General features: G+C 39.5%; 11 protein-coding genes and 1 pseudogene. 10 read left to right on the top strand and 2 right to left on the bottom strand.

The window, feature by feature from the left end; translation table 11 throughout:
* The first annotated feature begins 1,124 nt into the window (after nt 1-1,124).
* From BY447_RS13230 to symE, 5 genes and pseudogenes are all read left to right on the top strand, one after another.
* Nucleotides 1,125-2,174, top strand: coding sequence for a DNA cytosine methyltransferase (locus BY447_RS13230; protein WP_110331943.1), 1,050 nt, complete (start codon nt 1,125-1,127; stop codon nt 2,172-2,174).
* 2 nt (nt 2,175-2,176) lie between these two features.
* Nucleotides 2,177-5,152, top strand: a complete 2,976-nt coding sequence (locus BY447_RS13235; protein WP_110331301.1) for an ATP-binding protein — start codon at nt 2,177-2,179, stop codon at nt 5,150-5,152.
* Between the two features lie 4 nt (nt 5,153-5,156).
* Nucleotides 5,157-6,791, top strand: a complete 1,635-nt coding sequence (locus tag BY447_RS13240) for a response regulator receiver domain (RefSeq protein WP_110331302.1) — start codon at nt 5,157-5,159, stop codon at nt 6,789-6,791.
* A gap of 304 nt (nt 6,792-7,095) precedes the next feature.
* Nucleotides 7,096-7,435: pseudogene (locus BY447_RS23500) on the top strand (IS3 family transposase); the annotation flags it as partial.
* 298 nt (nt 7,436-7,733) lie between these two features.
* Nucleotides 7,734-8,063, top strand: coding sequence for an endoribonuclease SymE (gene symE / locus BY447_RS13250; protein WP_110331304.1), 330 nt, complete (start codon nt 7,734-7,736; stop codon nt 8,061-8,063).
* Nucleotides 8,064-8,439: 376 nt separating this feature from the next.
* On the opposite strand, the gene BY447_RS13260 is transcribed toward symE, so the two are convergent.
* Nucleotides 8,440-8,712: a MarR family transcriptional regulator gene (locus BY447_RS13260; protein ID WP_110331306.1), complete on the bottom strand. Its 273-nt coding sequence runs from the start codon at nt 8,710-8,712 to the stop codon at nt 8,440-8,442.
* Entirely contained in the window at nt 8,709-9,755 is a 1,047-nt protein-coding gene (locus tag BY447_RS13265; RefSeq protein ID WP_110331307.1) for a hypothetical protein, read from the bottom strand. The genes BY447_RS13260 and BY447_RS13265 overlap by 4 nt, the downstream gene beginning before the upstream one ends.
* 217 nt (nt 9,756-9,972) lie before the next feature.
* Here BY447_RS13265 and BY447_RS13270 point away from each other — a divergent pair, with 217 nt between their 5' ends.
* The 5 genes from BY447_RS13270 (at nt 9,973) to BY447_RS13290 (ending at nt 12,431) form a co-directional block, all read left to right on the top strand.
* Nucleotides 9,973-10,233 (top strand): hypothetical protein, encoded by a 261-nt coding sequence (locus BY447_RS13270; RefSeq protein WP_146210997.1) that lies wholly within the window; start codon nt 9,973-9,975, stop codon nt 10,231-10,233.
* 72 nt (nt 10,234-10,305) lie between these two features.
* A complete protein-coding gene (locus BY447_RS13275; RefSeq protein ID WP_110331309.1) occupies nt 10,306-10,662 on the top strand; it encodes a putative T6SS immunity periplasmic lipoprotein in 357 nt (118 codons plus the stop codon).
* A 130-nt stretch (nt 10,663-10,792) separates the two neighbouring features.
* On the top strand, nt 10,793-11,218 hold the full coding sequence (locus tag BY447_RS13280) for a hypothetical protein (RefSeq protein ID WP_110331310.1): 426 nt from the start codon (nt 10,793-10,795) through the stop codon (nt 11,216-11,218).
* Between the two features lie 18 nt (nt 11,219-11,236).
* Nucleotides 11,237-11,545: a contact-dependent growth inhibition system immunity protein gene (locus BY447_RS13285; protein ID WP_110331311.1), complete on the top strand. Its 309-nt coding sequence runs from the start codon at nt 11,237-11,239 to the stop codon at nt 11,543-11,545.
* Nucleotides 11,546-11,654: 109 nt separating this feature from the next.
* On the top strand, nt 11,655-12,431 hold the full coding sequence (locus tag BY447_RS13290) for a CDP-diacylglycerol diphosphatase (RefSeq protein WP_110331944.1): 777 nt from the start codon (nt 11,655-11,657) through the stop codon (nt 12,429-12,431).
* The last annotated feature ends 253 nt before the right edge of the window (nt 12,432-12,684 follow it).

Below are 12,684 nucleotides of genomic sequence, written 5' to 3' on the forward strand. Positions count from 1 at the left end.
AAGGGCCAGTGCGGTTAGGTTCCGTCTTTCGGAGCCTAACTCATCGGTCGGGGGATCTGCTGGTTGGCTACTCTTCAATCTTAGAGATCATCTGCCCTTAAAAAAAATTGATTAAAATAAAGCGGGGGCACAAAAGGGGGCATTCTTAGTTTTGTGTGATTTTATCTTCATAAAAAACATATGGTTGCAGTGTTATTTGAGTCCGGCCTTCGGCACCATGTATGGAAATTAAAGTCGCCTAAGGGCGGCTTTTTTTTGTGTCTAGAATTGAGCGTTAGCAAGGTTTTCACCATTTTTACTAAATCTAAGTCGAGCCGGTCCACATTAAACACATTATCGATATGGGAAATGCGGTAGATGTGTCTTGGTTCAAAAATATTTACACCCATCACTAACATCGAAAAGATATTGAAAATTGCTAAAACGGGGTGAATATTTTAACATTATCTACAGACTCACATTAGCTATGCTGTTTAATGATCCAGCATACTGCAAAATATTATTTTTCTCTCAGTAATTTAGAGGGAAAATCAAGAATAAATTGTCATGATTTTAACTGCGATTGTGGATGATTTCCTTAAAGTGAAAAAATATGAATGAATTTTATTCATTAAATAATACCTCGAAAAATTAGCAGTATATTTTATATAATATAATATCTGTAGACATCGTTTTGTCATAATTAAAAATACGAATATTTAGTTTTATTTTAAATCTTACCTTGTATTTTAAAAAGAACTAAATTAATTCTTTAGTAAACATTAGTAATCAATATATTTGATTTTTCAATGCAAGGGGTAAATGAATTTATTTTTTTTAAACTATAACATTCTAATGAGGTGCGAATAAATTTAGGTATATCTCAAGTTGATTTTTGCTGCCCCTTTTTTTATTGAATATTATTGGCAGGCTAGATGATTGAGAAGTATTTTGGGACGCATAAAAAAAGGATTTTAACTCCTTGGTATGTGATTTTTTAAAAAAATACCATTGATTTTTCATTAAGATTTCATTAGTGTACATTTTAAGAAAAAATTAAGGTCATCAATGTTTCCGTTAATTGAAGTGCTATTCTGAATAGCAAGGGCCAGAATGCAAAACTTGATAATTAGTTGGGTAACGAATTGATTGTAATCGATTTTTTTTGCGGTTGTGGTGGGGCTAGTGAAGGCTTACGTCAAGCAGGCTTTGACGTTGGGCTTGGTATTGACATAGATCCACAAGCTTCAGAGACCTATAAAGCTAATTTCCCAGAGGCTGCTTTTATTTTTCAGGACATCAGAAAAGTAACTGTAGAAAAAGTGGCAAATTCTATTGCATTCAAAAGTGAAAATGGTCTGCTTCTAAGCGCATGTGCTCCATGTCAGCCATTTTCACAACAAAATAAAAATAAATATGAGGATGATGAAAGAATCTCGCTTCTTGATGAGATTCACCGCTTTATATCAACACTTTTACCTGAATATATCATGCTTGAAAATGTACCGGGTATCCAAAAAATTGATGGGAAAAAAGAAAGCCCTTTTACAAGGCTCTTGTCGCTATTAGATGATTTGGATTATAAATATACTTATTTCGTGGCTAATTCCGATCAATATGGAGTGCCACAAAGAAGAAAACGTTTTGTATTATTGGCCAGTTTACTTGGGCCCATTTCAATGCCAGAAAAAACGCATGGTTTTGATAATTCACCAGTCAAAACAGTTAGGGATTTTATTAAAGATTATCCAAGACTGGAAGCAGGTGAGATAGATGAATTTGATGAATTGCATCGAGCCGCTGAATTGACCGAAATAAACTTAAAAAGAATAAAGAACACCCCTGAAGGTGGAGATCGCAGAGATTGGCCATTAGATTTGATTAATGAATGTCATAAAAGTTATAAGGGCCATACTGATACCTATGGCAGAATGTCATGGGATAAACCCGCACCAACTTTAACGACTAAATGTAATAGCTATTCAAATGGCCGGTTTGGTCATCCTGATATTACGCAGAATAGAGCTATAAGCATTAGAGAAGCATCGAGACTACAAACTTTTCCATCAAATTACATCTTTAAAGGCGCACTCAATTCGATAGCTAAACAAATAGGCAATGCAGTACCTTGTGAACTGGCTCGTCAATTCGGACTCCATTTTCTTAAACATTACGAGATATTTAAAAGGGGATAAAAATGGCTAAATTTAGGACTAGAGCCAGAACCTTAGACTTATTAGGGCGTCAACAGATTGCTGGTATCCCTACTGCAATCAATGAATTGCTGAAAAATGCTCATGATGCTTATGCTGATAATGTAGACATCGACTATTTTCGTGAAGAGAGTATTTTTGTGCTCAGAGATGATGGTTTGGGCATGTCTAGGTCAGATTTTGAGAACAGATGGCTAACTCTTGGAACAGAGTCAAAAGTTAAAAATTTAAACACATCGCTCCCGCCTGTAGATATTAATAAAAAACACAGGAATCAAATGGGCGAAAAAGGGATAGGCCGTTTAGCTGTTGCCTCTATTGGAAAACAAGTTTTAATTATAACAAAAACAAAAGAAAGCAAAGAATTAACCGCCGCTTTAATTAACTGGCAAATATTTGAACTGCCAGGTTTGAATCTTGATGACTTAACCGTTCCTGTTAAAACGTTCGAAGAAATGCCTAGTTTATTACAAATAAACCTCATGAAAGAAGAATTAACCGATTCCTTGAACTCACTGCTAGAACAAGAATTAATAGGGAAAGAAAGTTACGATGAAATTGTTAATACAATCTCATCATTCAATATTTCTCCAAATTTATTTAGTAAAAGGTTAATTCGTTTCAAATCGTTTGATAATGAGAATGTTAGTGGGACAATGTTTTTTGTGTCCCCTGTTGATGATATTTTAAATTCTGATATTGATGGAGATGGTAGTAGTAAAGAGGCTACAAAAATGGAAAAGATGCTAATGGGTTTCCACAATACCATGACTATTTTCCATCCTGAACCTCTATTAGATATCATTTTTAGGGATTATCGCAGTCACAATGATACATATGTTGATATAATAGATAGAGAACATTTTTTTACAAGCAATGACTTTGAGCAAGCCGATCACCATTTTCATGGCTATTTCGATGAATATGGCCAGTTCAAAGGGAATATTCGGATATATCATGAGAAGAATTTTGAACATATAGTTAATTGGTCCGGAAATAGCTTCAATCTTACTAGCTGTGGTCCATTTGAAATAAATCTAGCTTACGTGCAAGGTGACAGACGCCACTCAATGATGGCTAATGAAGATTACGCTAGAGTAACATCAAAATCCGATAAGTTTGGTGGGTTGTATATATATAAGGATAATATAAGAATATTACCTTATGGTGACTCTGATTATGATTATTTAGAAATTGAGAAAAGAAGATCAAAACATGCCGGGTTAGCCTTTTTTTCCTATAGAAGAATGTTCGGTGTGATAAGTCTTTCTCAGGTAAATAATTCTAAGTTAAAAGAAAAAGCTGGTCGTGAAGGATTTATTGAAGACCAAGCATATAAACATTTACGAGATATCCTCAAGAATTTCTTTATTCAATTAGCTGCTGATTTTTTTAGAGATGATATAAAAGCTGGTCCTAAAGCTGAATTGTGGGCAGCTAAGAGGAATGAACTATTATCATCTCATAAAGCTTTAGAAAAAAGAGAAGCGCAAGCAAGAACAAAGAAAATAAAGTTTGAGACAGCTCTTAATCAATTTTTTGAAAATAATACTAATGGATTAATTGAGCAGGATGTTAATAGTATAGTAACTAATGGGGGGCAACTATTCGATAATGTATTTTCTCTTAAAGACCCGGATATAGCAAGTCAAAAAATAATTGATATTGAAAGTCAGCTAAGGGAAGAACTTACTAATTATAAGCGTACTATTATAGTTCCAGCCCCTAGAGGTTTTTTATTAAGAGGATCGGTGAAGCAAGATTACAATACATACTTGATTGCTATTAATGAATTAGAGGAGCGCTGCTTTAAACCAGCTGTGTCTGAAATAGATAAACTAGTAGAAAAAGCTATAAATGAATATCAGATAAAAATTAGTAAACGTAAACGTCTTGAGCAGGCTGTTGATTTTATCTCGACAGAAGCAAAAAAAATAAATATCGAAAAAAGAAAGATTACTCAGCAAGTTGTTCTTGATATCAACAAAAGAGTAAAAGATCTAACATCTGATCTCATGATTGATCTAGACAATCAAATTAGAATAGTTAAAGATAAATTCAAACATATTAATATTGCAAATGAGTCAGACCTTGACTTAGTCGAAAAAAGAAATGAATTAGCAGCGGAAATTACAGCAATTAGTGAGCGAAATACTAATGTTTTAGATGCTGTTATTAGGCAGTTGGAGGGTGTTTATTGGGAGAAAGATAGTGAAAATAATTATATCACCAACGATCAAATAACAGACGCTCTAGGCGAGGAAGTTGAAACTCTCCGGGAAAAAATACACGCCGATATTGAACTTAGCCAGTTAGGCTTGGCCGTTAGTATTATTCATCATGAATTCAATAGCACAGTACGTTCTATTCGTACAAGCCTTCGTGATTTAAAAGCTTGGTCTGATGTTAATGAAGATCTTGAAGGTGTTTATAAAAATATAAAGATTAATTTTGAACATTTAGATGGGTACTTAAATCTTTTTACTCCTTTGAATAGAAGGTTACAAAGAAAAAAAGAAGAAATTAAGCTATTAGAAATAAAATCATTTTTGATTGATCTCTTTAAAAGCAGAATGGAAAGGCACAGTATTACATTTAAACATACCAAAGGATATGCCAAAGGAACTCTTTTTGGATTTAGATCATCCTTTTATCCGGTATTCGTAAATGTAATTGATAACGCAATTTATTGGCTTAATGAAAATAACGAAAACGATAAAGTTATACGATTACATGCGGATGAGCATGGCGCTGTTTACATTTCAAATAACGGTAAAAAGATTGACGAACGAGACAGAGATAGAATCTTTAGCTTAGGATTTTCTAGGAAAAATAATGGCCGTGGAATGGGATTGCACATAAGCAATGAAGTCCTCGAAACAATAGGATACAAATTAAGTCTGGATGAACCTAAAGTGGGTTCAACTGTTACATTTAAAATTTCCTTGATAGAAGAGTAATAAAATGAATACATTTAATGAGCTCTCGGAAAACGTAATAAATAATTTTATTCAAAATATTATTTTTATTGATGATAAAGCTTACAATAATGGGCCTTCAGATCAACATGAGTTTGATGCTCAGGAAGTAACCAGGATATTTTCAAAAAAAGGAAAAATCTGCGCTGTTTATAAACCTCAAGTCGTTAGTGATCTAGATTATCTGACATTAATTGCGAAGAAAGCGGATGTGGCAATACTCGATTGGCAAATAGTATTAAAAGAAGAATCATCAGATAATGATGAGCCTCAAGATGACGAGGCTGATGCAGATGAAGATGATGTTCGAGGAGTATATACAAAAAGAATTATTACATCTTTACTTTCTGATGTAGATACACAGAATTGCGTCAAATTAATCATAGTATATACAGGGGAAGTGGATCTCGTTGCTATAGCATTAGAAATTAAATCATCATTGATTGAGAAAAATATTAAGGGTTTTTCAATTAATGATGAAGACCCTTGTTCAGTTGTGTCTGATAACTGCAGAATATTGGTTTTATCTAAATCGAATGGTAGTACAAGTCGACAGCATTTACCTGCATTTGCGGGTAGAATAAAAAGATATGATGAGCTTCCTGATTTTATTTCTATGCAATTTACAGAAATGACAGGTGGATTACTTTCTAATTTTGCAATGGAATCACTTGCGGAAATTAGACGTAATTTTCATCATATACTTACTCTGTTTTCAAAAGAACTTGATGCTGCTTATCTTGCCCATCAAAGCTTATTACCTAATGCGTTAGATGCTAATGAGTTATTAGTCCAATTATTAAGTGATACATTTTCATCAATAATAAGATACAAAGATCTTAATCATTTTTTAGATGAGGATAAAATTAAATTATGGTTAATTGATAATATTGAGGAAGGGAATCGATCGCTATATTTAAAAGATGGTAATCCCGATAATGTAAATTACTTAAGAAATCCAGATGTTCTCATTAAGTTGTTAAAGTCGCATCCAGATGTCAAAGAAAAATACTGTGAAGCAATAGTTTCAAGCGATGGGGGGAATATATCAAGAACAAAAATAGAATTGTTAATGTCAAAGTACGCAGCTACATTATTCACAGACTTCGAAGTTTTTGACTCTGTCAATAAAAAATTCGCTAAGCTTTGTTATCATAGAAGTGCTATTTTTTCCCCTGGTCATTTGCCTTATTTATCATTGGGCACGGTAGTTCAAAGTACTTTGGGCGATCGCTGTTATTATATCTGTATTCAGCAAAGATGTGATTCTGTGAGAATTAACAATGGCGAACTTCGTCGATTCTTATTTATATCTCTTGAACAGGTCAATGATGGTGCTTTTAACTTCCTCACTCCTGATGGCGTAAAGTTAAAAATAAATAAATCTACATATTCATTGCGGACTGTAAAGTTTACCGGTACTCAAGGTGTTGCGTTAGCCAAGATATCTGGTAATAGGAAATACTTTGAACCTGCTTATTACTCTCAACAACATCCTGAAAGATTCGAATTTATAGTAGAACTTAAAGAACTTTATGCGCAACAGATAGTAGATGAATATAGTTCAAGTCTTTCAAGGGTAGGTCTCGATGAGCCGGAATGGGTTAGACGTTTAAACTGATAATCATCACGTCGTAATGGCCTGTAAAAGTGACCATTACGACATTATCGATCTTTGTTTACTTTTTTCTTTTTAAATGCATAGCGATAAATTTTATTTTATTTTTGATACAGATACTATTCTAAATGATAATTCAATTCGGTTTTTGAATAACCTTATCTTTATCACATCAATTAGCAAAGGTCTTCGCATTCCCCTTCATTTTTCGGGTACCGTATCGCTGCCGCAGCTATCACTTTTTCAAAGATAAAAAAGTTCCAATGTTTCTATGACAGCTCAGCTGATGCGGCGTGAAGAGCTTTGCGTTAATCACAAGATTCTACACCATGTTTACTGCATGCTGAACTGAATTTTCGGCGTAAGTGTAAATAACGTCTGCCGGTGCGCGATTAGGCTCCCCTAACCACACCGGAAGCACTCAAACAGAGCTAGTCGATTGATTCAATGCACGATACGCTAACATCTGGCCGACGTTTTTGAATTTCAATGTCTTTAATGATTTTAATCATGAGCTTCTGACTATCGAAATTGACCTAAATATCCTGGCCCAGCAGGTCGTGCAGATGCTGGACAGGATTGTGGCTCACCGTGAATATCCGCTGAAAATGCGGATGGATAACGGATCGGAATTGGTCTCACTTTCCGCTAGCGTTGCTAAAGAAAATTAAATAAAAATTTGCAGTTAGTACAGTTAAAAAGGCCCCGTGTAAAAAGTACTGATTAATTTTTTCTCACCTTGCTGTTGCGCTTATTATTATTTCTTACCAGATAAACCTTTCGCTTTATATTAAAATGATTTTATAAATAGCTTATTTCACGCTGTTTTAAGCTGGACTTTCCCTCTCTTTCCTGATGATATATACAGGTATTTAGCGCGGCACGGATGTGCGCCAACACACCCGCGCCGCTAATCACAATCACTATTTAGAAGGAATAGTAATCATGACTGACGCCCATTCTATTGCACAACTGTCTGAACCAGAAGTCTCTACGGCAAATAACCGTCAATTAACGGTTGGCTACGCGAGTCGCTATCCGGATTACAGCCGGATTCCCGCCATCACTATGAAAGGGCAATGGCTGGAAGCAGCCGGTTTTGCTACGGGTACAGCAGTAGATGTAAAGGTAATAGAAGGCTGCATTGTGCTAACCGCCCGGCAGGAGAGCGAACTGATGCAGTCTCTGCGCCAGGTGTGCAAACTCTCGGCGCGGAAACAAAAGCAGGTGCAGGAGTTTATTCAGGTCATATCAGGTAAACAGAAAGTCGTCTGAATGAGAAGCCGCTCCCGATATCGTATCGGGAGCGGTTAAATATCAGGTCGCGATCACTTCCACCATCATATCTGTTTTCCTGCTCGCTTCATTGTTCGCCACGTTCCCATCCTTGTAACCCATCGCCTTATTTACCTTGCCGAGAAAAGTTATCACTGACGTAGAGATCATTTCGTTTTGATACAAAGTTAATGCGCCAGTAGCAAGTTTCTTAATCGAAGTGAACCTTCCTTGTCTGATCATCCTCAAACATTATCGTCAACTTATGCATGATGATGTGGAAGATTAGCTGGGGCACAGACCACCTTCCGTTTGAAGGATCAATAGGCGTTACGGCGGTGTTTACCTTAATCATGGAGCCGCGTGTCGCAAAAAATCATGAGATATCGTAATTTTTTGTATCCCTGGCCATTTGTCCCAACAACTGATGACCTTGCTCTGATACGCGATAACGTGGTCTCGATGAGCTTTCGTTATAAACAGCATCGACCATCCCTTCATTCATCAGGTTGGTGACTATGTTCGCGACATTGCTAAAGCCTGGAATACCCCTTGTAGCAAGAGTGCGATCCAGTATCATCCATGTCCATTCTATGTCTTTTTCTGCCATGACTTTCAATACATTAAATTCGGTATTCGTTATCTTCATTTCAGTGCATCCGGATGGAATAAATCAACGTCTTTAAGTTTAAAATCTTCCAGCGTTGCCGTATGGGCATTGTTCCACATATCATAACCTGCAACACCGTCTGGTTCACCTGCTTCCCATCCCAGGTTACAGTAACGCTGATATTCCCGACATTCATGAGTGTAGTAGTTTAAATCCACTTGCTCAGGGAGCATTTCTCCTTTTTCGATGTTTTTCAGCCTGCCTACCATTACGTCATTTGCCGGGTCGTGGTCGAAACGAGATATATGTTTCTCAACGGTTGCTATCCCTTCATGAGTTATATTAACGCCATCCGTTGTCAGGTTTTCAATCGGCCCACCAGCTTTTTCAGGATCAAACTCTCTTCCAGAGGCAGCGCCTCTGGCCCCAAAATGCTCAAGTTCCTCTATTTCAGGAAAACGCATTCTTCCCATTGTCAGCCCGGCGGCAAGAGATGCACCTGCAATCAGCAGACCTTTATTATCCACTACCTGATTGTAACCTGCTGGCGCATCCCCGCCGAGTTGCTCTGCTGTCTTCCTGAATCCATCTATGTTGCCGTTATAAACGCCTCCCGCGGCCAAAAGCCTGCCCGCTGATTTGCTGTTGATGGTTTTTGCTGCTTGAGCGTGTTGCACGGGCGCTGACGGGTGAACGTAGTACAACGGGCGTTTTTGTTGCTTTGATATGAGATAGCTCAGGTGGGAGTTAAGGAACAAGGGCAGATCATTTCGGAGGTTGCCGGAGGAGGTCAGCACACCCATTAAGGCATTGCCGCTCATGTTTGTTTTCAGCAGAACAACCTTTCCGGATTTGATGTCGTCCAGTGTGTCACGATATGACATCCAGGGGCGTTGCCAGTGAAACTGGTGATACCGGCTGACAAAATAGCTGTAGCCCTGAGGTAAATTCCACTCCTGGATGTTCCGGTTTGGTAGGGTGGTATCCGCTAGATCTCGTGCCGCATAGTCCGGGTGGATTATGTGAGGAATGTCCTCGAGGTATATATTGTCCAGTGATTTTGCCTGATAGTGATGAAGCATAATGTCCCTTTAGCGCCATCGTCGAGCATCGATTTTAAGCTAGTCGATGTTGAACAAAATTTAAGCCTACCCTTTGGCCTAAGAAAGGGGAAGTGTTGGGTGATCGCTAATCGACACGAAATTGATTTCATCGCGATTCGGCAGGCTTTACTCTCTACACCACAGGTAAAATTACCTAATGGGCTGATGTATTATGGAACAATTGAGGTGGTTATAAATGGAAGCAAAACGTGTCCCGGTGGGGTTTAGAATCCTGGTCGCATTATCCTTGTTTGTGTTTAATTTTCTTATTGCAAGGCCGTCAGATCCCTCGACAGAAGGAGAGCGGCAGTTCTGGACAGCGTTAGCAAAGCTATTTAATCAACGTGATATCGAGGGTTTTATAGGGATCTCGTTAATAGTCATCTGTACAGTGGTAACGCTCATCGGTTATCAGATTATAACCAGAGCGATAGAGAAGAAAATTAATAATAAATAAATTTATAACGAGTAAAGTCATTTATGTCGTCTCGCTTTATCAGAAAATCGTGACAGGGAAAGGTCGTTAATCATGAAAAACAAGATGATGCTGGGTGCCGTATTTCTCTTAACGGGATGCCTTGGACCTGGCGACCGAATGGTGGGGCGCGAATCTACAACGGCATTTATCAAAGACAAGCAAGTTTGTGTGGTGTCGCCACTGGCGCCAAAAGAAAGGATCACTGCCATTCAAATCAACAGCGATAAAAGCAACTTCTTTCACAGGATTTTTGATGACAAACCTGTTTATGTTCCAAAAGGTGAGTGCCTTCCTGTGTTCGGATTTACGTTCACAATGGGAGAGCGTTACTCTTTCGCCTATGATGTTCAATCTGATAAATCAATGTCGCATTTAGTCACTGCTGACTTTTCTTATTCAAAAGAATAGGGGGCATAATGGCCCTTTGATTCTCATAAACGCACGCATGTCATTAGGCCCGGCTTAACGACTTCACATCTGCGGTAGTTAAGGTAGTGACCAATGATGGGACATCACTCTCATTCATAGGGACGAAGCAATGAAAAACCTGTTTAAGTGGTCCGCACTTGTGGCTGCCACCCTCCTTATTCTCATTGGCTTGTTTGTCTGGTTTGTTGCATCGGGCTCTGATGAGGCGACTGTTTATAAAGAAAATGATTTCTTTAACTACCACATGCTGACAGATCCGGATATTGAAAATGCCCCGCGTATAACGGACAACTACTACTTTGAATCGCATCCTGGTGACGGTTATTCCCCTTCAAATAGCATCGTATTTAAAGGAGCTTCCGATACTGCATCGCTGCGCACTTATCTCGAAAAGCTGGGATACGAGAAGCAAAAGCGTAGTCTGGGTGAGAAGGAGATATGGGCAAAGCCTGATCAGCTGGATGGGGATCTGTTTTATCTGTACGTTAACCCTACTACCCGTGAGATTGAGCTGACTAAGATTCTGAATAAATGAGGTTCCCTGGCTACAATTATGAAAAACATTAACATAGCCGGACTGGATAGTCTTATTGCCATCTACTTTGGACAAGACTATGACCTATTCGGGAGTGGTGAAAGTGTAGATGCTCAAATAAACGCATGGATTGCAGATTCCACCGCTGCATCTCGACATGGCTTGATTGGTGACATTGAGCAGTTTATGAGAGAGTGTGACAACCTGGATGAGGATTTCGAAAGCCGCTATGGCGCGGAATTTTCTACAGACTTATGGGAAACTACGCCTGCAGAATTCCTGAATCTTTTGAAGCAAAAGGTTAGTGCATCTCTTTCTCAAGGCTAAATGCTGATTTGCCATTCGGATAAACGCTCCCCCGATATGAACCCTTGCTGAGGAGGTTGTACCTGCATTGAGCCGCCTGACCGGACGCAATCCACCGAACGGGAAATTATTGTGGCCATGCCGGTCTCTGCCGCTGGTCATCGCGCTGCTGCTCACAGGATGCGCCCGCTCTGACGCGCTGTGGACGGTCACGCATGACCTCTGCATGAATAACTATCACTATCGTCGCGATCCGGCACCCTGCCAGCAAATCTATCTGCCGCAGGACAGCACACAGGGCTACAGCATCATCCAGAATCCTCGCCATAAGCTGCACTTTATTCTGGTGCCGACGGTGGCGATGTCCGGCATTGAGAGCATTGCGCTGTCGCGCCCCGGACGTCCCGATTATTTCGGCTATGCCTGGTTAATGCGTTATCGTCTGATGGCGGCCTATGGTGCTGAAGTACCTGAGGATCGGCTCGGCATGGCGCTGAATTCCGCTTATGGCCGCAGCCAGAATCAACTGCATATTCATCTGACCTGCCTGCGGGAGGATGTGTATCGCCAGCTTCAGGCCGAGCGCCCCTTTATTCATAATGACTGGCGACCCTTGCCCGACCGTTTGCTGAATCACACCTACTATGCCCGTCGTGTTATGCAGCCCACAGCGATGGGGATTTATCCTGTTTCCTCCGTGGCGCGCCATTTCCATCTGTCGCCGCCGCAGCTGGCAGAGTCTGGGGTGGCGCTTATCCCGACGACTTTCTCGGGAGAAAAAGGGTTTATCCTGCTAACCACCCGGCGCGGCTGGGATAAGGGTAACCGGGCGTCTGTTGAGTCGCTACTGGATAAACGCTGCGCTATTCTTTCAGCGCCGCCAGCTGACGTTTCAGCCGCGGAGTAACTAAACCTCATCCCCCGGAATCCTCTTCCGACCCAGCCACTCTGGTGTAATCAAACCCTCTGATAGCACGAACCTGCTGACGAAGACGATCGCCCGAGCATCGGTTCCGTAAACAATGAATCAGGTTCGTATCTGCCGGTATAGTAAGGTCTTGTAGTGGTTTGTCAGACCCGTCAATAGGTGACTTTAGGGGCAAAACCAACCTCAGGATGCTGCCCATAAAATGCGATCCGATGTTTTTATAAACAAACGC

The organism is Pantoea sp. JKS000250, from assembly GCF_003201065.1.
GTDB classification, from domain to species: Bacteria; Pseudomonadota; Gammaproteobacteria; order Enterobacterales; family Enterobacteriaceae; genus Pantoea; species Pantoea vagans.

Bases quoted from the DNA above. Each gene is read 5' to 3' on its own strand.
- BY447_RS13285 (WP_110331311.1), top strand. From the start codon at position 11,237: ATGAAAAACATTAACATAGCCGGACTGGATAGTCTTATTGCCATCTAC.
- BY447_RS13270 (WP_146210997.1), top strand. From the start codon at position 9,973: ATGGAAGCAAAACGTGTCCCGGTGGGGTTTAGAATCCTGGTCGCATTA.
- BY447_RS13275 (WP_110331309.1), top strand. From the start codon at position 10,306: ATGAAAAACAAGATGATGCTGGGTGCCGTATTTCTCTTAACGGGATGC.
- BY447_RS13240 (WP_110331302.1), top strand. From the start codon at position 5,157: ATGAATACATTTAATGAGCTCTCGGAAAACGTAATAAATAATTTTATT.
- BY447_RS13265 (WP_110331307.1), bottom strand. From the start codon at position 9,755: ATGCTTCATCACTATCAGGCAAAATCACTGGACAATATATACCTCGAG.
- BY447_RS13260 (WP_110331306.1), bottom strand. From the start codon at position 8,712: ATGAAGATAACGAATACCGAATTTAATGTATTGAAAGTCATGGCAGAA.
- BY447_RS13235 (WP_110331301.1), top strand. From the start codon at position 2,177: ATGGCTAAATTTAGGACTAGAGCCAGAACCTTAGACTTATTAGGGCGT.
- BY447_RS13280 (WP_110331310.1), top strand. From the start codon at position 10,793: ATGAAAAACCTGTTTAAGTGGTCCGCACTTGTGGCTGCCACCCTCCTT.
- symE (WP_110331304.1), top strand. From the start codon at position 7,734: ATGACTGACGCCCATTCTATTGCACAACTGTCTGAACCAGAAGTCTCT.